The sequence below is a fragment of the Ruegeria sp. BI11 genome (assembly GCF_056538005.1).
Window position 1 is genome coordinate 40804 of sequence record NZ_JBQFSM010000006.1, and the last position, 20310, is coordinate 61113.

At 56.7% G+C, this 20310-nt stretch carries 20 protein-coding genes; 12 read left to right on the forward strand and 8 right to left on the reverse strand.

The features are described 5' to 3' along the window. Nucleotides 1–21: 21 nt before the first annotated feature. Complete coding sequence (gene phnD, locus ACR0DT_RS14015) at nucleotides 22–996, reverse strand: phosphate/phosphite/phosphonate ABC transporter substrate-binding protein (protein WP_480711344.1); 975 nt, start codon at nucleotides 994–996, stop codon at nucleotides 22–24. A 58-nt stretch (nucleotides 997–1054) separates the two neighbouring features. Next, the gene (locus ACR0DT_RS14020) at nucleotides 1055–1864 is read right to left on the reverse strand and encodes a DeoR/GlpR family DNA-binding transcription regulator (RefSeq protein WP_480711345.1); all 810 of its coding nucleotides are present in this window, start codon (nucleotides 1862–1864) and stop codon (nucleotides 1055–1057) included. A 230-nt stretch (nucleotides 1865–2094) separates the two neighbouring features. On the opposite strand from ACR0DT_RS14020, the gene ACR0DT_RS14025 reads away from it, so the two are divergent. The 5 genes from ACR0DT_RS14025 to ACR0DT_RS14045 are packed head-to-tail and all read left to right on the forward strand — an operon-like array spanning nucleotide 2095 to nucleotide 7495. Next, complete coding sequence (locus ACR0DT_RS14025) at nucleotides 2095–2559, forward strand: NUDIX hydrolase (RefSeq protein ID WP_480711346.1); 465 nt, start codon at nucleotides 2095–2097, stop codon at nucleotides 2557–2559. Nucleotides 2560–2618: 59 nt separating this feature from the next. Continuing rightward, nucleotides 2619–3644 (forward strand): ABC transporter substrate-binding protein, encoded by a 1026-nt coding sequence (locus ACR0DT_RS14030; RefSeq protein ID WP_480711347.1) that lies wholly within the window; start codon nucleotides 2619–2621, stop codon nucleotides 3642–3644. Then, nucleotides 3645–5861: an ABC transporter permease gene (locus ACR0DT_RS14035; RefSeq protein ID WP_480711348.1), complete on the forward strand. Its 2217-nt coding sequence runs from the start codon at nucleotides 3645–3647 to the stop codon at nucleotides 5859–5861. Further along, nucleotides 5858–6928, forward strand: coding sequence for an ABC transporter ATP-binding protein (locus ACR0DT_RS14040; RefSeq protein ID WP_480711349.1), 1071 nt, complete (start codon nucleotides 5858–5860; stop codon nucleotides 6926–6928). Before ACR0DT_RS14035 ends, ACR0DT_RS14040 begins: the two co-directional genes overlap by 4 nt. Beyond that, entirely contained in the window at nucleotides 6929–7495 is a 567-nt protein-coding gene (locus ACR0DT_RS14045; RefSeq protein ID WP_480711350.1) for a histidine phosphatase family protein, read from the forward strand. Nucleotides 7496–7498: 3 nt separating this feature from the next. On the opposite strand, the gene ACR0DT_RS14050 is transcribed toward ACR0DT_RS14045, so the two are convergent. From ACR0DT_RS14050 to ACR0DT_RS14075, 6 genes are all read right to left on the reverse strand, one after another. Beyond that, entirely contained in the window at nucleotides 7499–8290 is a 792-nt protein-coding gene (locus ACR0DT_RS14050) for an inositol monophosphatase family protein (RefSeq protein ID WP_480711351.1), read from the reverse strand. A 282-nt stretch (nucleotides 8291–8572) separates the two neighbouring features. Continuing rightward, on the reverse strand, nucleotides 8573–8956 hold the full coding sequence (locus tag ACR0DT_RS14055; protein ID WP_480711352.1) for a carboxymuconolactone decarboxylase family protein: 384 nt from the start codon (nucleotides 8954–8956) through the stop codon (nucleotides 8573–8575). Between the two features lie 17 nt (nucleotides 8957–8973). Continuing rightward, complete coding sequence (locus ACR0DT_RS14060; RefSeq protein WP_480711353.1) at nucleotides 8974–9714, reverse strand: sulfotransferase-like domain-containing protein; 741 nt, start codon at nucleotides 9712–9714, stop codon at nucleotides 8974–8976. Then, nucleotides 9659–10552, reverse strand: coding sequence for a hypothetical protein (locus ACR0DT_RS14065; protein ID WP_480711354.1), 894 nt, complete (start codon nucleotides 10550–10552; stop codon nucleotides 9659–9661). Before ACR0DT_RS14065 ends, ACR0DT_RS14060 begins: the two co-directional genes overlap by 56 nt. Nucleotides 10553–10568: 16 nt before the next feature. Continuing rightward, on the reverse strand, nucleotides 10569–11660 hold the full coding sequence (locus tag ACR0DT_RS14070) for an aromatic ring-hydroxylating oxygenase subunit alpha (protein ID WP_480711355.1): 1092 nt from the start codon (nucleotides 11658–11660) through the stop codon (nucleotides 10569–10571). After that, the gene (locus ACR0DT_RS14075; RefSeq protein WP_480711356.1) at nucleotides 11657–12544 is read right to left on the reverse strand and encodes a MurR/RpiR family transcriptional regulator; all 888 of its coding nucleotides are present in this window, start codon (nucleotides 12542–12544) and stop codon (nucleotides 11657–11659) included. The genes ACR0DT_RS14070 and ACR0DT_RS14075 overlap by 4 nt, the downstream gene beginning before the upstream one ends. A gap of 68 nt (nucleotides 12545–12612) precedes the next feature. Here ACR0DT_RS14075 and ACR0DT_RS14080 point away from each other — a divergent pair, with 68 nt between their 5' ends. From ACR0DT_RS14080 to ACR0DT_RS14110, 7 genes are read left to right on the forward strand one after another with little or no spacing between them, the layout of a single operon-like run. Next, the gene (locus tag ACR0DT_RS14080; protein ID WP_480711357.1) at nucleotides 12613–15069 is read left to right on the forward strand and encodes an FAD-dependent oxidoreductase; all 2457 of its coding nucleotides are present in this window, start codon (nucleotides 12613–12615) and stop codon (nucleotides 15067–15069) included. Continuing rightward, entirely contained in the window at nucleotides 15066–16148 is a 1083-nt protein-coding gene (locus ACR0DT_RS14085; protein WP_480711358.1) for an alcohol dehydrogenase family protein, read from the forward strand. The genes ACR0DT_RS14080 and ACR0DT_RS14085 overlap by 4 nt, the downstream gene beginning before the upstream one ends. A 2-nt stretch (nucleotides 16149–16150) precedes the next feature. Then, complete coding sequence (locus ACR0DT_RS14090; RefSeq protein ID WP_480711359.1) at nucleotides 16151–16723, forward strand: dimethylsulfonioproprionate lyase family protein; 573 nt, start codon at nucleotides 16151–16153, stop codon at nucleotides 16721–16723. Then, a complete protein-coding gene (locus tag ACR0DT_RS14095) occupies nucleotides 16720–17826 on the forward strand; it encodes a mandelate racemase/muconate lactonizing enzyme family protein (protein ID WP_480711360.1) in 1107 nt (368 codons plus the stop codon). Before ACR0DT_RS14090 ends, ACR0DT_RS14095 begins: the two co-directional genes overlap by 4 nt. After that, entirely contained in the window at nucleotides 17823–18107 is a 285-nt protein-coding gene (locus ACR0DT_RS14100) for a cupin domain-containing protein (protein ID WP_480711361.1), read from the forward strand. The genes ACR0DT_RS14095 and ACR0DT_RS14100 overlap by 4 nt, the downstream gene beginning before the upstream one ends. Continuing rightward, nucleotides 18104–19210, forward strand: coding sequence for a mandelate racemase/muconate lactonizing enzyme family protein (locus ACR0DT_RS14105; protein WP_480711362.1), 1107 nt, complete (start codon nucleotides 18104–18106; stop codon nucleotides 19208–19210). Before ACR0DT_RS14100 ends, ACR0DT_RS14105 begins: the two co-directional genes overlap by 4 nt. Beyond that, entirely contained in the window at nucleotides 19207–20310 is a 1104-nt protein-coding gene (locus ACR0DT_RS14110; RefSeq protein WP_480711363.1) for a mandelate racemase/muconate lactonizing enzyme family protein, read from the forward strand. Before ACR0DT_RS14105 ends, ACR0DT_RS14110 begins: the two co-directional genes overlap by 4 nt.

Below are 20310 nucleotides of genomic sequence, written 5' to 3' on the forward strand. Positions count from 1 at the left end.
GCCCGCCAGATTATCGGAGTATTACTGACAGGCGTAGGAGACGCCATTTGCTGCGTCAATCTTGCGAATGACATCCCAGAATTCCTGATAGGTCATCTCCAGGAATTGGCCTTCGTTCGACTTCGAGAACTCAGCCTCAAGTGTCGTGCCTTCCCAGTCGAAGTTGAAGAAGGCGTTACGGATTTTCTCCTGCAACTCGGGCGTCAGGTTGTAAACAGTGCCAAATCCAGTGGTTGGAAACGTCTGCGATTTGTAGATTGTAATGACATCATCTTCGTTGATCACGTCACGCGAAATCATCCGCGATTTAACCGAGTTGGCGATTGAAGCTGCAAGGTAGTCCTTGTTAGCAACCCCCAGGATCGAGTTGTCGTGCTTGCCCGAGTAGACGGGTTCGAAATCGCGTTCGGGCAGAAGATCAAAGTCGCTCTTCAAAATTGCCGATGGCGCTTTGAAGCCCGAATTGGATGTGGGCGATGTAAATGCCAGTTGCTTGCCCTTGATGTCTTCAACCTTTTCGATGCCCGACCCCGGATAGGTTATGATTTCCATTTCATAACCAAAGTTTCCGTCTTTTGACGCCATGATCGTAAACGGACGGAACCCAGCGCAATTCACCGCCAGTGGGTTGGAGCCGGTATTGAAGCCTGCGATATGCAAGCGACCCGAACGCATCGCCTCAATCTGGGCCGCGTTGTTCTGAACTGGAAAGAAGACAACGTCTTTGCCGGTTTCAGCTTTCAAATGCTCCAGAAAGTCTGACCACGCTGTTTTGTAAACGGCGGGGTCTTCGACCGGCGTATATGCAAAAATCAAAGTGTCGGGATCTATTTGCTCGGAGGGATCTGTTGGGATGTCCGCGATCAAATCCCCGTCGGCGTCGCAAAATCGCTCATCCAGGTCACCGCGCGGACAATCTTGTGCCGACGCGGTCCCAGAAAGCGACAACAACGCAATCGCGGATGCCCCAATCAATAGTTTGATATCGATCTTCATGTTTTCCTCCCAGTTATGCGCGGATAATTGCAAGCCGCTGTTATTTATTCATCTTTACTTACCCGGCGACGAGAATATCGACGTCGGCACTGTCAATTACATTGAACAAATCTCCTGTTGGTTTTGTGTCGGTGACTATGGAATCCAGCCCGGTAAGGTCTCCAACCTGAGCGAAACCCTTGCGGCCAAATTTCCCGGAATCGATAAGAAGGTGCCGTTTTGCGGCGCGTGTCAGCATCATCCTTTTCACTGCTGCAAAACCGCGGACTGTTTCTGAAGGACCCTCGGCTGAGAACCCTGAGGAACCAATCATGCATCTGTCGACGTTGAACCGGGACAGGAATTCCAGTGTCTCGGTTCCTATCGTTGCAGATTCAGTCGCTAAGTATTCGCCGGGGCACAGAATGACTTGTGAAGCCCCTGGGCCGAGAGTCATTGCTATGGGAATTGAATTGGTGATCACCGTGCATTGAGTGCCCAGATAGGCCAGCGCACGTGCCATCTCGATGGTAGTCGAACCTGAATCGACCATGACCGTTTCGCCGTTCTGAATTAGTTCCGCTGCGCTAACACCTATCCTTTCGCGCTCTTCGATCTGCGCGCTGGTCCGTTCGTCCAAGCTTGGATAGTGTCCTTGTGCTGGGGCAGATGCCCCTCCGTGTGCACGTGCGATCAGGCCGTCATTCGACAGGGCGTCGAAATCCCTACGTACCGTTTCATTCGAGACATTGAAACGTTGTGCCAACTCGTTGATGCGAACGTGCGGGCGTAATTTCAACTCCAGCAGAATCTGCTGCCGTCTGTCGGACTTCTTTACCCGAGCCTGACTCTTTTCAGATTTCTTATCGCGCGTTTTTGTTTTGGACATTCAACGAACCGAATACTTTCAAAGCTCAATTTTGTGGAGTTTCGGTCATTTTGCAATAATTTTTGTTGCATAACCCTCATTTGATTGTGAGAATTCAGCGGAACCCAAGAATTTAATAGCGCAGTTAAAGTGGACAGGCTCATCAGATACCAAAAGAACGTCTTAACCGTCTTATTGGCGCCAAAGACAATCTCCTCACGGTTTTTAACCCTGTGGCATTGGGGGACAGCATGAGTGACAGCGAAATCGTAGATCAGATTGCAGCGCTTCCAATGCGCTGGGACAAAACTGGCAAGCTACGTGTTCTGATGGTCACTTCACGCGATACGGGACGGTGGGTTATCCCAAAAGGGTGGTTGATGGACGGCAAAAAGCCTTGGCATGCCGCCGAAATCGAAGCTTTGGAAGAAGCAGGTGCAATCGGCGCTATCTCTAAGCGGCCAATCGGACACTATTACTATGACAAGACGTACGAAGATCGAAGCAATGTCCATTGCCGCGTCACCCTTTATCCTATGATTGTTGAAAAGCTGAAGCGACATTGGAAAGAAAAAAATGAGCGGACGCGTCACTGGTTTTCGCCCGGCAAAGCGGCAAAGCTGGTTGACGAAAAAGACTTGTCGCATTTTCTGAAGGATTTGACAGCCAATCAGGAAGTACAGACTGTCATAGATAAGCTCCGAAAGGCTGCATGAGGAAGAGCATTTAAGATCCGGGAAACCCGGGCGCATTAAACACCAAGGGAGGAAAAATAATGAAGACATTGGCATCTACGGCCGTAGGGTCTCTGGTTGCGCTGGTCGCGTCTCTGTCGGCGGCGCAGGCCGACAAGTTGACTTTCTATTGCTCGGCTCAGGAGGATTGGTGTCAGCTCATGGCGCGTAGCTTTGAAGATGCAACCGGCATCGACGTAAACATGACTCGGAAGTCCTCGGGTGAGACCTTTGCACAAATCCGTGCCGAAAGCTCGAACCCGAAAGGTGATGTTTGGTGGGGTGGTACGGGCGATCCGCATTTGCAGGCGGCCGAAGAAGGTCTGACGATGGAATACATGTCGCCAATGCGCGACCAGTTGCATGATTGGGCGATTTCTCAGGCCGAAAGTGCTGGCAATAGGACAATTGGTATTTATTCGGGTGCGCTTGGGTATGGCTACAATGCCGACCTTGTCGCGGCGAATAACTTGCCCGAACCTGCCTGCTGGAAAGACCTTCTGAAACCCGAATACAAGGGCCACGTTCAGATGGCGAACCCGAACTCGTCAGGCACGGCCTATACAACGCTGGCTTCGATGGTGCAGATATTCGGTGAGGATGAGGGCTTTGACTTCATGAAAGGTCTGCATTCGAACATCAACCAATACACCAAATCAGGCTCGGCTCCAATCAAGGCTGCTGGTCGTGGTGAGAATACCATCGGCATCGTCTTCATGCACGACGCGGTGAAGCAGGCCGTTTCGGGTTTCCCGATCAAGGTCGTGGCACCTTGCGAGGGTACAGGTTACGAAATTGGCTCAATGTCGATTATCGAAGGTGCCCGCAACGAAGAAGAGGCAAAGAAGTTCTACGATTGGGCGCTTTCGCCCGAAGCTCAGAACCTTGCCTTGCAGGTCAATGCGTTCCAGGTGCCATCGAATAAAGGTGCCGAAACGTCAGAAAGCGCCCCTGACATGAGCCAGATCAAGCTGATTGACTATGATTTCAAGAAGTATGGCTCGTCTGATGAGCGCAAGCGGTTGCTGCAAAAGTGGGATGAAGAGGTTTCGGTTCTACCGCAGTAAATGACTGAAAAAACAACAAAAATGACCCATCCGGTTCTGGTCTTCTGGATCATCGCTGGGTGGGTCGGATTCTGCCTGCTTCCGTGGTACATGGTCGACGGGGGCCTATGGTCGTTCGAGTGGCTGTTGGACGGATATCCGTTTGACGAAGACTATGCGCCTGCGGCTTTTCTGGTCGGTCAAGGTGAGAAACTCTGGCTTGCTCCGCTTCTGATCGCCTTGTCCCTGCCAATACTGGTACTGCGGAGCGCCAAATCTGACCCGTTTTATGCGCGTATATTGATCCTGTCCGGCGCGCTCGGCTTCGGTTGGTTGATCGCTCAGGGGTTCAGTATCGGTATCAGAGGCTTCAACTTCGCTTGGTTGGAAGCGGTGTTTGGCGAACTTGGCGACCGCCAATTTGGCATGGGTTACGGCGCGATGATCTGCGCAACAAGCTTCCTGTTCCTACTGACCCAAGGCATCGCCGCACGAGGTGCCATTAACGGAGACGTCTTTGTTGTCAGTGCGATCGGCGGCGTGATCACCATTGTCACAGCCTTTGTCTTTTTCCCTATCGCCAAGATGCTTTTCGCCGCCTTCGTAACCGAAGACGGGGCTTATTCCATTGCGGTTTTCTTTTCAAAGTTCTTCGATGACAGGCTTTGGGGCCTTGGTTGTCTCTGGGGTGCCAAATGTGGGGCAGCCTGGAACTCGCTGTTCCTCGCCATCCTTGTTGGCTTCATCACAACAGTATTGGGGTTGTGCTTTGCGCTGGTCGTGACACGTTCTGGTTTCCGCTATAAACGCGCGCTTCGGGCATTGACCGTCCTGCCAATCATCACACCACCTTTTGTAATCGGCCTTGCACTGATCTTGCTTTTTGGCCTGTCCGGATCGGTCACCCAGTTCATTGCCGAGCTTTTTGGCACCCAACCAACACGCTGGTTGTATGGGATGCCCGGCATTTTGATTGCCCAGACGCTGGCATTTACGCCCATCGCCTTCCTCGTTCTGATCGGCGTAGTGGAAGGCGTTTCACCTTCGATGGAAGAAGCCGCCCAGACGTTACGAGCAAGCAGATGGCAGACCTTCAAGACCGTTTCCTTACCCTTGATGCGCCCGGGATTGGCCAATGCCTTTCTTCTGGGGTTCATCGAAAGCATGGCGGATTTCGGCAACCCCTTGGTGCTTGGTGGAAACTTCGATGTGCTGTCGACTGAGATTTTCTTTGCCATTGTCGGCGCTCAATACGACCAGGGGCGCGCTGCGGTTCTGGCCATGGTGCTGTTGTTCTTTACCCTCTCGGCTTTCTACGCACAGCGCGTTTGGCTGGGTAAGAAAAGCTACACCACTGTCACCGGCAAAGGCGATGCAGGCGTGCACCCACTGATGCCAGGCGGCCTGTCGGTCCCCGTGCTGGTCGTGGCCCTTGGTTGGGGTCTGTTCACAATCATCGTCTATGCGATGATCGTCTATGGCAGTGTGGTCGAGCTATGGGGCGTCAACAACTCACTTACACTCAAACACTATGTCACGGCTTTCTCCGTTCGCTTCGAAGAAGAGGGCATTCGCTGGACCGGGGCGGCTTGGGACAGTTTCTGGACCACCATCACCATCGCGGCCATTGCCGCACCTTTGACCGCCGCTGTTGGGCTGGTGACTGCCTACCTGCTGACCCGGCAGAATTTTGCGGGCAAGAACGCATTTGAGTTCGGCACCATGCTGTCATTCGCAATCCCCGGAACAGTGATCGGCGTTAGCTACATCCTTGCCTTCAATGTTCCGCCAATCGAAATCACTGGGACTGGCGTTATCCTGGTTGTCAGCTTCATCTTCCGCAATATGCCGGTCGGCGTTCGCGCGGGTATCGCAAGCATGTCGCAGCTGGACCGTAGCCTGGATGAATCTTCGCTGACTCTTGGCGCAAATTCATGGCAGACGTTTCGGAATATCATCCTTCCGCTTCTTCGTCCGGCGATACTGGCCGCGCTCGTCTACAGTTTTGTCCGTGCCATGACGGCGATTTCCGCTGTCATCTTTCTGGTCAGCGCGGAGTACGACATGGCGACCAGCTATATTATCGGGCGGGTCGAAAATAATGATTACGGTCTGGCCATCGCCTATTCGACAACACTGATCTTCGTGATGCTGGCGGCGGTCGGACTATTGCAACTTCTCGTTGGCCGGGTCCAGATCGGCCGACGCACGCAGCTGGGAACGGAGACTTCGCCATGACCGACAGAAAAATCGGCTCAAAGGCCGCCCCGGTTCGTTTTGAAAATGTGTCGAAAGTGTTCGGCAAGGATGTCGTTGCGGTCGACGACATCAACCTTCACGTCGAAGCGGGAAAACTTGTTACGCTGCTTGGCCCCTCGGGCTGCGGGAAGACGACGACTTTGCGCATGATCGCTGGGCTGGAGATGGCAAGCTCGGGCAAGATCATGATTGGTGACCGTGACGTTACAAAGCTGCCCGCAACCGACCGCGACGTATCGATGGTGTTCCAGTCTTATGCATTGTTCCCACATATGAGCGTGTTGGAGAACGTGATGTACGGCCTCACGTTCTCGGGCTTTGCAAAGGACGAAGCCCGTAAACGTGCGTCGGATGGGTTGGAGTTGGTCGGCCTAAAGGGATTTGACAGCCGCCTCCCGTCCGAGTTGTCCGGCGGCCAACAACAACGTGTTGCCGTCGCGCGTGCACTGGTTCTTGAGCCGCAGGTGCTTCTGTTTGATGAGCCCCTCTCGAACCTCGATGCCAAATTACGCCGTCAGGTGCGCGAGGATATCCGCGCCATCCAGCAAGATCTTGGCCTGACCGTCGTCTATGTCACGCATGATCAGGAAGAGGCACTGGCGGTTTCAGATGAAATTGTCGTTATGCGCAACGCCGCAATCGCTCAGATGGGCACACCGCGCCAGCTTTATGATGCCCCGAATGACCGGTTTGTTGCCGATTTCATAGGTGAGGCAAATCTGCTCGCCTGCCAGATCGTTGCAATTGATGGCGATACCGCCACTGTCGAGATTGAAGGCTATCAACATACATTGCCGAGCCGTGGTTTGCCGGTAGGGGCTGCAACGATTGCAGTCCGCCCATCGCGTCTGGTGATTGGATCAGATCAGGGTATCCCAGCGACGGTGGCAAAGGCGACTTACGTTGGCGTCCGAATGGAATATACACTCACCGGTGCGTTCGGTCAGGTCTTTGCTGTTCACGAAGATGTGGATGCGCCGCTTGAGCCAGGAACTGAAACTCGGATGGGTTTTGCCGACCGAGGACCGGTTCTTCTTCCCGATTAGATGTCTAAGCTCTTGATCATCACGCATCCCGAGGTCTCGATTGACCCGGGCATTCCTGTCACGGATTGGGGTTTAAACGAAACGGGCCGCCGTCGTGCCTCTGATTTCGCGTCCAGCGGCGTTATGGCAATGGTTACTCGGATTTGGACCAGCGCTGAGCAAAAGGCCTGCGAGACAGGTGAGATCCTTGCGGCGCCTCGAAATTTGCCCATTCACCTCCACCCGGGCCTTGGCGAGAACGACCGTAGCGCCACAGGGTTTCTACCCCGGGCGGATTTTGAAGCAGCAGCAGACGCTTTTTTCACGCGACCAGAAATCAGTTTTCGCGGCTGGGAGACGGCGATTGATGCGCAAAAACGTATTCATCAAACGGTCACCGAGATTGTAAGAGAACACGACGGTAGCGATCTAGCCATAATCACCCATGGGGCGGTTGGAACACTCCTGTGGTGTGCACTTTCTGGCTTTTCAATTGACCGCCAGTACGATCAGCCCTCACAAGGTCATTACTGGTGGGCTGACCTCTCGACGCTTGAACCGCAATCCGGATGGGTCCCATTGGTCTAGCGGCTAGTTACTCCATGCGTCTTCGGCAATCTCAAACAATGCCTCAAAGACATCCGGCGTTCCTACTATCACACGCCCACCGTTTCGGATCATTTCATCGGCGTTCTGATCTTCAATTACGCCGCCAGCCTCTGCGACCAGCAACTGCCCGGCCAGACAATCCCAGGCATTCATATGTTCTTCCACATAGCCCAGAAGTCGTCCCGCCGCGACATACGCCAGCGAAAGCGCTCCACTTGCGTTCCTGTGAAACATAGATCCGCGCTCGATTAGCCCAGCGACGACAGGTACAACATGACGTGTTTCGACCCGGTTCGAATACCCTACGGCGACCGTCCCGTCTGTCAGTGCTACGCCTGAGGCTACGTGAATTGGCGACCCGTTCAAAGTCGCACCTTCTCCGCGCGTCGCCACAAAGCTTTCGTTTACATTAGGATCACGGATCACGCCGATTTCAGTGTGCCCTTCGGTGACGCCAGCCAGAACAATTGTCCAGGCCGGAATGCCGTTCACGAAATTCGTGGTTCCATCGATTGGGTCAATCACCCAGTCAAAGCCGCTCTCTCCTGCGGTAGCGCCATGTTCTTCACCAAAAATTCCATCCTGTGGCCAGGCAACCGCGATCCTTTCGCGAATGAACGTTTCGACATTCCTGTCCGCCTCGCTCACCCAGTCCTGAGCGCCTTTTTGATCCACAACAAGATTTCTTCTATCCGAGAAGTACTTTGCTGCAAGTGCCCCTGCTTCCTCGGAAACCGCGATAGCAAAATCTCTGCGTTCTAAAAAATGAGACACGGTCAGTCCCCTTTCAATTGGGTAAATGCCGCGAACTTTGAGGGCTAGGTGATGGTTTTGCAATCACCGAGTTGTATCGCTCGTGTTTTGACACTCATGTTCGTAACCGCAACTGGGGAAGCTCATTGCACCGAATTCGGTGTTGAACGAGTCGCAAGGCGGCGATGATCGTTCTCGAACTCGCCCCACATATAGGTGCTGAGTCCAGGTTCGGATGCAACGCTAGAAAAGAATTCTACCTGGAAGGATCAGTTAGAGCTCTAAGTAGGATGTTCAAGGACGTTATTCACTGTCCAGAACCTTCCGGGCAACGCGGAAACATTCCAGGGCCTGAGGAACACCGCAATAGATGCCAATCACATGGATGATGGCGCGGATTTCTTCTTTCGAGACGCCGTTGTTGATCGCGCCTTTGCAGTGGATTTCCCATTCATGCATTTTTCCCAGCGCACCGATCATCGACAGGTTCATCATCGACCGGGTTTTTGCGTCAATCACATTGTCGCCCCAGCCAAACCCCCAGCACCAGGCCGTCATTGCCTCTTGAAAAGGGCGGGTAAAGTCATCAGCGGCGGCAAGATTCTTTTCAACATACTCGGCACCCAAGGTGCCTTTGCGCTGCTCCAGCCCAATTAGGAAGAGGTCTTCGTCAAATATATCTGCCATGGTAGATCTCCGAATCTTCAGCGCGTCAGGCGGTGTTTGTAGAGGTGATCATAATGCGGTTTCATCCGGCGATGCACCTGTTTGACCCGATTTGGCGCCTCTTCGATCGAAACGTATTTGCGAGGTTGCGGCGCAAGCCCGGTCGAGTTTGCGAGGTTGGCGTGGAAGGAGCCTCCATCCCACCAACTGTGGGCCGAGGGGTCGCCGCCGGCCTCCCAGTTTAGGGCGTCCTCAATGAAGGGGATGCCCACCGCGTCGCAGAACGCCTGCGTCATGGCGTGTGGGTCTTCCAGCAGGTCATCGCTGTCGATCACCGGTGGTGGAGCGCCGTTCAGAGCTGTTAGCAGGTCAAATAGTGCGCGTTGTTCAGGGAACCCGACCTCACCCTCGGCAAAGTCCGGCCAGCGTTTATACATGGACGTGATGGTTTTCGCCGGGTCGCGGATCAGAAAGGCGTGATTGAAGTGCGAAAGGAAATCTGCATCCCACATATGATTGATGTAGTGCGGAAAGTCCTTGATGAAGACAGGTCCTTTTTCGGCCCGCGTTTGAATATCCTTCCAGACATGTTCGAGTGTCAGGCCGGGCGTTGTCACGTCACCCGGCTGGAAACGGTGCCACAGCGGGTCTTCGCCCTGATACCAGGCTTCGCCAAAGGGCTCATGCAGGCAATCCAGATCACCGCGTTGTCGCATCATCCATTCAAAGGCTGTTGAGGTGGACCGGGGCACAGCCCAGAGTGCGAGGATTTTGTGCATGGGGTTTGGTCCTTCGGGTACAGAGCCGTTTCAAAAGCTGGCCTTGGGGCGTTTCGGGTGCCAGGCCAAGAGATTTGAAGATCCGCCAATAGAGGGCGATGTCATGGCCGATCACCGGTTTGCCAAGAGCCGCCTCCAGCGAATCCGCCAGCTGCAATGGACGCTGCGGCAGGCCGTTTGGTCCGGTTCGGAAATTGCACATTCCGTTAATCAGGACCGCATCTGCCTGTGGTGCTTTATCGGCCACGAACTCGAAGCTTTTAAGCGCCAGATCGCCGTCGAACACCCAGCGATAGCTATTTACCTCTTCCTGACTGGCAAACCATCCCTGATCGTGGAAGTTGCCTGCATACAGCACGTCAAATCCAGCCTCTTGCAGGAATCCGACGGTACCCTGCCACCACTCGGGCCAATGATAGGCGGCGTTCAGGGCGACTTTTTCGATATTCATTTCACGCAAAGCTTCGACCATCGCGTAACCGGCCATGTGGAACTGTGTTCCGTATTTGTCGGACAGGTCCTCGCAATGCTGTCGCACACCTTCAACACCCAATCCACAGGCATGGACCCAGTTCGAACCGACCTGACCGCAGACATCGACACCGTTGCGGGACATGCAATGTACGAAATCCTCAAGCATTCCGAAATTCTGTTTTCGCTGATCAAGCCCATGCACATAGTCTGGCACATGCAGCATCCATCCATGCACGCCGACCGTTTCGGGGCACATTCGCAGAAAATCCGACGGCGCTGCGTCAAAATCGAAGGGTGGGCAGGTAAAGCCCACCTGATGCGGAAACAACTTGTGTTCGGGGCGCCAGTCTTCAGGCATCAGCATGGGCGGATTACCATTTTCATATGTCTACGGCCTCGCGCATCCATTGTTGCAACCTCGCGATCGAATGTTCCGACATCACTCCACATCCGGGGTCCAGCACGAGCGGACCAGGACGATAGCCGCGGGATTTCAGGCCGCGATGGACGCTTTCAACCAGATGAATATCTTCCTCGACCGTGGTTTCGCGGTCCTGCACGGCCAGTTGCCGGATCACGGCGCTTTCCGATCCGCCTTCGGTGTACCACCCGCGCCAGACGGTGCAGTGGTCGGCATCGACCGCACGCCAATGATAGGTATTCAGCACATTCCCCGGATAGCACTGGAACGAAAACATCGGCCACAGAAACCAGGACTGATAGTCGCCCGCGTGGGGCACCGACATGTCGACGGGATAGGTCATCTTATCGAGGCTTTGGCATTCTGTCGTATGGCGCAGCACGTAGCCGCCGCTGGGATCGGGCTGAATGTCATAAGTCTCGGGCTTGACTACACCTTCGGCAAAGGTCGGGTGATTGGTCGGGCAGTGATAGCATTCCGAGTAGTTCTCGATACTGACCTTCCAGTTGCAATTTTCCGGTATCTCGACCCATTCCAGCGGTTCCAGATCGTCGATATGAGGCACGAATGCTCGGATTTCCTCGCGCACGCCAGGATACCACTCGTCCATCGGGGCCGCTTCATCGTCGAGGTTGACGAAGATGAAGCCGTTGAACACCTCGGTCCGAACCGAAGTCAGGCAGATCGCACTGCGGTCGAAACCGGGAACGGATTTGATGTTCGGCCCGGCCCGCAACTGACCCGACAATTCATAAGTCCAGGCGTGGTAGGGGCAGACGACTACGCGAGTGTTGCCCGCGCCGGTCACCATCTCATGCGCGCGGTGCTGACAAACGTTGTAAAATGTGCGGATTTCGCCGTCGCGACCGCGAATACAGAACAGGTTTTGCCCGGCTATCGAAAAGGCGAAATAATCCCCTGTTTCCCGAACCTGCGCCACGTGGCCCGCGAATTGCCACGTTCGCGCCAGAAGACCCTGCATCTCCTGCTCGAAAATCGCAGGGTCGGTATAGTATTGCGCGTCCAGGGAATGAGTTAGGGGTGCGTTCATTCGGGCTCCTCCGCGTAGAGGCCAAGTTGGTGTCTGCGTTGGTGAAACCGTTCCACCCGCTCAACGATCTCATCACTGGATACTGCGATCACGAATGACAGCAGTGTTTCCAACAAAGCGATGGTTGAAACGGATGACGGAAAGAATTGCGGTGTGTCGGCGGCCACAACAAAGCCATGCTGCGCGTTCAGGATTACCGGGCTGGCGGGGCTGTCCGAAATTCCAACAACGGTCAGACCCTGTTGCCGCGCCAGCTTGATCGCTTCGATGACCTCGGTGCGGTAAGGGTGGCAGGTGATCGCGATCAGCACGTCTTGTTGGTCCGCCCATGCCAGATCATCGACTGGTGTCGAGCCGGGGCGTGGAATGGCGTGAAACTGTTTCATTCCCGTAGAGGCGAGATAGGTGAAGTTCCGTGCGTTGGAGTTGTTGACGCCCACACCCAAGGTAAAAATCTGCCGACAGTTCCAGATATCCTCTGCAGCCGCTTTTAGGCTTGCGGCGTCAATGCCAGCAAAAGTCTCTTCGATATTGCGGATCGCGGCACCGACCATGTCGGCGTATAGGCCGCCCAATTCTCCGGACTTGCCGATATCCTGTAACCAACGGGCGCGGTCGGGAAACGACACGCCGCCCTGCCGAATCGCGTCGCGAAAGGGCGCGCGGAAATCCTCATACCCGTCAAAGCCCACCTGCCGCGCCATTCGGACGAAAGTGTTGGGTTTGACCTTGGCCGCCTCGGCGATCTCACGCACTGTAGAAACGCCAACATCTGTTGGGTTTTCCAGCACATAACGCGCGGCCTTCTGCGCCTCGGGCGTGAGGGCATCCCATTCCTCGGTGAGGCGGTCGAGAACGATTGATGATACATTTGTGTCATTCATGATTGACGATGGTACATTTGTGGAATTAGCCTGTCGAGCAGAAACGCGACTCGGGAAGAGGAAAAATCATGTCCGAGAAGAATCTGCCGTCACATGCCCGCGTGGTGATCGTGGGCGGAGGTGTCATGGGGGTCGGTCTGGCCTATCACCTGGCGCATGAAGGGTGGGGCGACGACACCGTCCTGTTGGAAAAGGCCGAGCTGACCAGTGGTAGCACATGGCACGCGGCGGGCCAGATCACGCATTCGACCTCAAGCTTTGGGCTGGGCAAATGTGTGGATTACAACATTGGCCTGTATTCCGGTCAGTTGGAGGCTGAGACCGGCCAGCCGGTCACATGGCATGGCTGCGGTTCGTTCCGCTTGGCCTATACTGAGGATGAGATGGACTGGCTGCGCCACACCCTGTCGGTGGGCCGTTCGCTGGGGTTCAACATCGAACTGGTTGGCCCCGAGAAGGTGGCTGAGCTGCACCCGTTCTACAATCTCGAAGGCGTGTTGGGCGCGCTGCACACGCCGGATGACGGGCATGTCGATCCGACCAATGTAACGATGGCGATGGCAACCGGCGCGCGTCAGAAGGGTGTTCGCATCTTCCGCAATTGCCGTGCGACCAACATCACGCAGGCCGACAACGGCGAGTGGGTGGTTGAGTCTGAGATGGGCACCATCACCTGCGAGCATGTGGTGAATGCCGGCGGCACCTATGCCCGCCAGATGGGCGAATGGTCAGGGCTCCAACTGCCGATGACCTCGATGACGCACCATTACTTCGTGACCGAGCCGGTGCCCGAATTCCAGAACCTGGACAAGGAACTGCCGGTGATCCGCGATGACCGCAAGGTCTCGGGCTATATCCGGATGGAGCAGCAGCGCGGTCTGATCGGAATCTACGAGAAAGAGAACCCGAACTCGGTCTGGCATGATCACTGCCCGTGGGAATACGAGAACTGGCTGTTCGACGCGGATTACGACCGGGTGATGCCGTGGCTTGAGGAAAGCCTGAACCGCATGCCGATCTTTGCCGAACTGGGCATTCAGCGCGACGTACACGGGGCGATCTCGCACCCGCCGGATGGCAACCCGCTGATCGGGCCTGCGCCGGGTGTGCGGAACTATTGGTGCTGCTGCGGGACGCAGATCGGTATTGGCTGGGGGCCGGGTCTGACCCGCGAGTTGGCGCGCTGGATGGTGCATGGCGCGGCGGATATCTCGATGCGCGAATACGATCCGCGCCGGTTCGGCAGCTATGCCACCAAGAACTGGCAGGTGATCAAGGCCGAGGAGGATTACTGCCTGCGCCACGAAATCCCCTTCCCGCATTTCAACCGTCTGGAGGGGCGCCCGATCAAACCGTCACCGCTCTATGAACTGCTGAAATCCAAGGGGGCGGTGCATGAGGAGGTCTACGGCTTCGAGCGCCCTCGCTGGTTCGCACGGGGCGGCGTTGAGCCGCGCGATCACTACTCTTTCCGCCGGACCCCGGCCGACGATATGGTTGCGGCTGAGGTCAAAGCGGTGCGTGAAAGCGTCGGCATCATGGATGTCACGGCCTTCACCAAAGTCGAGGTCTCGGGCCCGGACGCCTGCGCTCTACTGGACCGCTTGACCGCCAACCGGATGCCGCAAAAGGTCGGCTCGATCACGCTGACCCATATGTTGAACCGCCGTGGCCGGATCGAGTTGGAGACAACGATTGTCCGTATGGCCGAAGATCGCTTCTATCTGGTCTGCGCGGCGTTCTTCGAACAGCGTCTTCTGGATCATTTGGCGCAACAACGCGCGGATGAGGATGTGCAGATCACTGCCCTGTCCGCCGACTGGTCTGCCCTGTCACTGAACGGCCCACGGTCGCGGGATGTGCTGGCCCGCTGCACCGACGCCGATCTGACCAATGCCGGGTTCCGCTGGCTTTCGGCGCAAGAGATCACCATCGCAGGCCACAAAGTCTGGGCCTTCCGCATGTCCTATGCCGGTGAGTTGGGCTGGGAACTGCACATGCCCAACGCCGCTTGCCTCGACGTTTACAACGCACTTTGGGCTGCCGGTGAGCCGCATGGCATCACCGATTATGGCAGCTTTGCCATGAACGTGATGCGGATGGAGAAGGGTTTCAAAGGCGCGGGCGAGTTGACCAACGAAGTCACACTGGCAGAAGCTGACGTGCTGCGCTTTGCCCGCACCGACAAGGACTATCTGGGTAAGGACAAGACCCTGAACACCGATCTGCCGTGGGTCTGCTCGTATCTCGAGATCGAGCCGGATGGTGAGATTGACGGGCACGGAGGCGAAGCCGTCATGTTGAACGGGAAGGTCGTGGGCTCGACCGCCTCGGTGGCCTATGGCCATACCGTCGGCAAGATCCTCGCCTTTGCCTACATCAAACCCGAGGCGGCAACTGCCGGGACCGAGCTGCAGGTCGTGATCCACGGTAAACCCCGCGCGGCCCGCGTTTTGGGCGAACCGGCCTATGATCCCGACAGCATGCTGCCCCGTACCGATGCCATACTGGAGATTGCTCAATGAGCCTGCCCGATACAATGAAAGCTATGGTCACGATGGGCCATGGTGGTCTTGAACAAATGGTACTGCACGAAAACTGGCCGCGCCCGGAACCCGCCGCTGGGGAAGTGCTGATCAAGGTTGCTGCCTGTGGTTTGAACAATACGGACGTGAACACGCGGTCCGGCTGGTATTCGAAGACCGTCACAGATGCGACGACCGGTGGTGCGTTCGAAGAGGTCGGCGAAGAGGACCCCACCTGGGGCGGCAACCCGATCACCTTCCCGCGCATTCAGGGGGCCGATATCTGTGGTGAAATCGTTGCTGTGGGTGAGGGGGTAGACAGTGCACGTGTCGGTCAGCGTGTCATCACGGATGGCTGGCTGCGCGATCCGGAAGATCCGGGCAACATGGATAAGACGGGTTATTTCGGTTCGGAACGGGACGGCGGGTTTGCCGAATTCGCCACGACGCTTGCGGTGAATGCGGTGCCGATCAACTCGGACCTCTCGGATGCGGAACTGGCGACGTTTTCATGCTCGTATTCGACGGCCGAGGGCATGTTGACCCGCGCCAACGTGACCGAAAAGGACACCGTATTGGTGCCGGGCGCTTCGGGCGGCGTGGGGGGCGCGCTGGTGCAGCTTGCCAAACGACGCGGCGCACGTGTGATCGCATTGGCGTCCGAAGCCAAGCACGATGACGTGGCTGAACTGGGGCCCGACATGATACTGTCTCGCGCGCCAGAAAACCTGCGCGCGGCACTGGGTGCGGAAAGGATCACCGTGGTTGCCGATGTGGTCGGTGGTCCATATTGGCCCAACCTGATCGAGATTCTGGAACGCGGCGGGCGCTATACCTGTTCTGGCGCCATTGCCGGGCCAATGGTCGAGTTCGACCTGCGCACCTTCTATCTGCGTGACCTGACCTTCACCGGCTCAACAGTGATCGACCCGCAAGTAATGCAAAACCTCGTGAAATATATCGAGGCCGGAGAGATCAAGCCCGCCTTGGCAGCAACCTACCCGCTAGAGGAGTTGTGCGAGGCGCAGGCGGCTTTCATTGCCAAAAAACACACCGGCAATATCGTGGTGATCCCGTGACGATGGACGACGTTCTCAAGGCTGCTCGACAGCTGCATCAATCGCACCCCGAGCTTTCGGGCTTCGGTGCCTGGCCCGACGACCTTGTGGCGGCGGATCTGGGGCCAAACCGAATTCCTGCGGTGGATCTGATACAGCAAACCGAATTCCCGACCGGGGACGCCACGCGGACACTATCCGACGCGATCAGGGCAACCGCGCATCTGGCGCAATGGAAACATACATATACCGAGGAAGAGGTCGGAGCCGATTTCATCAATCGCTATGGCTATTACGAATTGTTCGGACCAACCGGGCATTTCCACTCGACCCAGTTACGCGGCTACGTCGCCTATTGGGGCGCGGGGCTGAATTATGATTGGCACAGCCACCAAGCCGAGGAACTCTATTTGGTCGTTGGGGGCGGAGCGACATTCCGCGTCGAAGGGGACGAAACCTATGTTGGCCCCAACCAAACGCGCCATCACACCAGTTGGCAAAGCCATGCGATGACCACAACTGACGAGCCGATCCTGACCTTCGTGCTTTGGCGCGGCGAAGGAATGGGCGATTTACCACGAATGGATGCCGCATGAAGATTACCCGCGTCCGCGTGTTCCAGACCGGTCTGCCTTATGTGGGCGGTACCTATGCCTGGGGCGCTGGGAACGCGATAGACACGGCGATTGCGTCGGTTGTTGTCATCGACACGGATGCAGGTCTGCAGGGTTGCGGTGAATTCACTCCATGTGGCGAAAACTACATGGTCGCGCATTCCGAAGGCGTGACCGCACTGGCCCGGTTGGTTGCTCCGTCATTGTTGGGCGAAGACCCCCGACAGGTGGGGCGCGTCGAACAATTGATGGACCATCTGGCGCAAGGGCATGGCTATGCCAAGGCCCCATTTGATGCGGCCTGCTGGGATATTCTGGGCCAGGCCTGTGATCAGCCGGTCTGGATGCTGCTGGGGGGTAAGCTGACGGACGGCGCGCCCATGTACCGCGTCGCACCGCAGAAAGCGGTGGATGAGACGGTCGCCGAGATGAATACCTATCGCGATCAGGGGTATCGGCAGTTTCAGATCAAAGTGGGGAGCGATTGGGTCACCGACATTGATCGGATTCGAACCACGGTGCCGCTGCTGGAACCGGGTGAAAAGGCGATGGCCGATGCCAATCAGGGTTGGCGCGTCGACAATGCGATCCGGGTGGCGCGGGCAACGCGGGATCTGGATTACATTCTGGAACAACCCTGCCGCACCTATGAGGAATGCCAGCAGGTGCGCCGCGTCGCCGAACAACCGATGAAGCTGGATGAATGTCTGACAGGCATGCACATGGCGCAGCGCATCGTCGCGGATCGTGGGGCCGAGATCTGCTGCCTCAAGATTTCGAACCTCGGGGGGCTCAGCAAGGCGCGGCGGGTGCGAGACTATCTGGTCGAAAACCGCATACCAGTGGTCAGCGAAGACACATGGGGTGGGGAAATTGCCACCTCGGCAGTCGCCCATTTTGCGGCCTCGACACCGTCGGGATACCTGCAAAACACAACTGACCTGATGAATTACAACACGCGATCTACCGGAATCGGCGGGCCGATGTCGCGGAATGGCAAGCTCTACGCCTCGGATGCACCAGGAATGGGTGTAGTGCCCGACTTCGAAAGCCTCGGTGCGCCAATTGAGGAGTTCAGCTTATGAGATCGCAAGCCGTTGCGACCCAGATGATCGATGACGCGCGCGTACGGGTGACGCGCTTTGACTTCGCCCCTGGTGCGGAAACAGGATGGCATCGTCACGCGATGGACTACGTCATCACGGCTGTTACCGATTGCTATATGCAGCTGGAACTGCCCGATGGAACAGTCAACGAAGTGACTGTCCCCGCCGGGACTGCCTATCGCCGCGACGAAGGGGTCGAGCACAATGTGATCAATGCCGGGGACGAGCCGATGTCCTTTGTCGAAGTGGAGCTGAAATGAAAATTACGCGCCTTTCGGTCTTTCACGTCGATCTGCCGTTGGACCATCCTTATTGGCTGTCCGGCGGGCGGTTGAAATTCGAAGTGTTGGACGCAACGCTGGTCAAGATCGAAACAGATGCCGGACTGATCGGCTGGGGCGAGGGGACGCCCTGGGGACACACCTATGTACCTGCACATGGGCCGGGCATTCGCGCGGGCATTCAGACAATGGCGCCGTTCATTCTGGGTCTTGATCCGCGCAAGGTGCTTGAGGTCGAGCGGGCGATGGATATGACGTTGCCCGGGCATTTCTATGCCAAAAGCCCGATCGACATGGCCTGTTGGGATATTGCCGGACAAGCTGCGGGTCTACCGATTGCCGATCTGATGGGTGGCGGGTCGCGGACGCCACGTCCGATTGCATCCTCGGTCGGAGCCAAGACTGTGGACGAAACCCGCGAGGTCATGGAACGGTATCGCAGGCGCGGCTACGTAGCCCATTCGGTGAAGATCGGTGGCGATGTGGAACGCGACATTGAACGGGTGCGCGATGTTGAAAGCATCCGTCGGCCAGGTGAGATCGTCCTCTATGACGTAAACCGGGGATGGACCCGGCAGCAGGCCCTGCGCGTGATGAGCGCTTGCGAGGACCTGAACGTAACCTTTGAGCAACCCGGTGAGACGCTGGACGATATCGCGGCTATCTCTGCCCGCCATGCCTCGCCTGTGTCTGTCGATGAGAGCCTGGTGACCCTGCAGGACGCTACTCGAATTGCCCGCGAGGGTCTGGCCGAGGTGTTCGGGATCAAGCTGAACCGGGTTGGCGGGCTGACCAAAGCAGCGCGCATGCGGGATATCGCATTGGCGCATGGGATCGACATGTTCGTGATGGCGACCGGAGGCTCGGTTCTGGCCGATACCGAGGCGCTGCATCTCGCTGCGACCATTCCGGATGACAATTGCCACGCCGTCTGGGCCTGTCAGGACATGATTACCGTCGATATCGCTGGCGGCCGTGGGCCGCGCAACATCGATGGTCACCTGCACCTGCCGGAAACGCCGGGGCTTGGTGTACATCCGGACGAAGAAGCGTTGGGCGATCCGGTCGGGGTCTACCAATGAAGATCAACAAGATATCGCTCTGGTCCGTGGATCTGACCAGTCACGAAACCTACCACATGGCCGAAGGCAAAACCTGCGACACGGTCAAGACACATATCTTGTGTCTTGAAACGGATACCGGTCTGAAGGGCTGGGGTGAGGTCTGTCCGATCCCCCATTACCTGCCAGCCTATGCTGATGGCGTGCCGGGGGCGGTTAGAGAAATGGGGCCGGAAATTCTGGGTATGTCCCCGTTTGGTGTCGACGCTCCAATGCGTAAACTGGACAGCTTCCTGCAGGGGCATCTTTATGCCAAATCCATCGTCGATATCGCCCTGTGGGACTTGTTTGGTCAGGCGACGGGCCAACCGGTCTATGCTTTGTTGGGCGGGCGGACGCGAAAGGACATGCCGCTCTATCACTCGATAACCTGCATCGCTCCGGACGACATGGCGCGGATTGCCAAAACCGCTTACCAAACTGGCATTCGTCAGTTTCAGGTCAAACTGGGGGTCGAGGGCGACTGGCAGGCGGATGCGGAACGCCTGATCAAGGTGCGCGAGGCCGTGGGGTCGGGCCCGCTGGTCTATGGCGACTGGAATTGCGGCGCATCGCGGTTACAAGCCACGCGCACGGGGCGTGCCGTGGCGTATCTGGATGTGATGTTGGAACAGCCGTGCAAAACACTGGAAGATTGCGCCGCCGTGCGTCAGGCCACCGGGTTGCCGATGAAGATCGACGAAAACGCTTTTGACCTGGCCTCATTGCTTCGGTCGCATGAATTGGGTTGCATGGATGCGGTGGCATTGAAATTGTCCAAGTTTGGCGGATTGTCCGCGATGCGCCGCGCGCGCGACCTGACCGTGCACTTGGGGGCCGAGATTTGCGCCGAATGCACCTGGGGGTCGGATATCGTCACGGCCGCCTCGCTGCATTTCGCGGCCTCGACCCCGCATGGATCGCTGCTGAATACCTGTGACCTGTCGTCCTATGTGGCCCCTCGCCTTTGCCCGGACGCACCAAACCGTGAAAACGGCCGGATTGCCCCGCCTGAAGGTCCGGGGTTAGGTGTAGTGCCTGATCCTGAAACCCTGGGTTCCCCAATATTGGAGATCGTGTGA

What these genes read in the sequence shown, in the direction of transcription:
- ACR0DT_RS14040 (WP_480711349.1), top strand. Translation starts at nt 5,858, where the DNA reads ATGACCGACAGAAAAATCGGCTCAAAGGCCGCCCCGGTTCGTTTTGAA.
- phnD (WP_480711344.1), bottom strand. Translation starts at nt 996, where the DNA reads ATGAAGATCGATATCAAACTATTGATTGGGGCATCCGCGATTGCGTTG.
- ACR0DT_RS14035 (WP_480711348.1), top strand. Translation starts at nt 3,645, where the DNA reads ATGACTGAAAAAACAACAAAAATGACCCATCCGGTTCTGGTCTTCTGG.
- ACR0DT_RS14070 (WP_480711355.1), bottom strand. Translation starts at nt 11,660, where the DNA reads ATGAACGCACCCCTAACTCATTCCCTGGACGCGCAATACTATACCGAC.
- ACR0DT_RS14080 (WP_480711357.1), top strand. Translation starts at nt 12,613, where the DNA reads ATGTCCGAGAAGAATCTGCCGTCACATGCCCGCGTGGTGATCGTGGGC.
- ACR0DT_RS14020 (WP_480711345.1), bottom strand. Translation starts at nt 1,864, where the DNA reads ATGTCCAAAACAAAAACGCGCGATAAGAAATCTGAAAAGAGTCAGGCT.
- ACR0DT_RS14075 (WP_480711356.1), bottom strand. Translation starts at nt 12,544, where the DNA reads ATGAATGACACAAATGTATCATCAATCGTTCTCGACCGCCTCACCGAG.
- ACR0DT_RS14100 (WP_480711361.1), top strand. Translation starts at nt 17,823, where the DNA reads ATGAGATCGCAAGCCGTTGCGACCCAGATGATCGATGACGCGCGCGTA.
- ACR0DT_RS14105 (WP_480711362.1), top strand. Translation starts at nt 18,104, where the DNA reads ATGAAAATTACGCGCCTTTCGGTCTTTCACGTCGATCTGCCGTTGGAC.
- ACR0DT_RS14095 (WP_480711360.1), top strand. Translation starts at nt 16,720, where the DNA reads ATGAAGATTACCCGCGTCCGCGTGTTCCAGACCGGTCTGCCTTATGTG.
- ACR0DT_RS14030 (WP_480711347.1), top strand. Translation starts at nt 2,619, where the DNA reads ATGAAGACATTGGCATCTACGGCCGTAGGGTCTCTGGTTGCGCTGGTC.
- ACR0DT_RS14060 (WP_480711353.1), bottom strand. Translation starts at nt 9,714, where the DNA reads ATGCACAAAATCCTCGCACTCTGGGCTGTGCCCCGGTCCACCTCAACA.
- ACR0DT_RS14055 (WP_480711352.1), bottom strand. Translation starts at nt 8,956, where the DNA reads ATGGCAGATATATTTGACGAAGACCTCTTCCTAATTGGGCTGGAGCAG.
- ACR0DT_RS14045 (WP_480711350.1), top strand. Translation starts at nt 6,929, where the DNA reads ATGTCTAAGCTCTTGATCATCACGCATCCCGAGGTCTCGATTGACCCG.
- ACR0DT_RS14065 (WP_480711354.1), bottom strand. Translation starts at nt 10,552, where the DNA reads ATGCTGATGCCTGAAGACTGGCGCCCCGAACACAAGTTGTTTCCGCAT.
- ACR0DT_RS14025 (WP_480711346.1), top strand. Translation starts at nt 2,095, where the DNA reads ATGAGTGACAGCGAAATCGTAGATCAGATTGCAGCGCTTCCAATGCGC.
- ACR0DT_RS14110 (WP_480711363.1), top strand. Translation starts at nt 19,207, where the DNA reads ATGAAGATCAACAAGATATCGCTCTGGTCCGTGGATCTGACCAGTCAC.
- ACR0DT_RS14090 (WP_480711359.1), top strand. Translation starts at nt 16,151, where the DNA reads ATGGACGACGTTCTCAAGGCTGCTCGACAGCTGCATCAATCGCACCCC.
- ACR0DT_RS14085 (WP_480711358.1), top strand. Translation starts at nt 15,066, where the DNA reads ATGAGCCTGCCCGATACAATGAAAGCTATGGTCACGATGGGCCATGGT.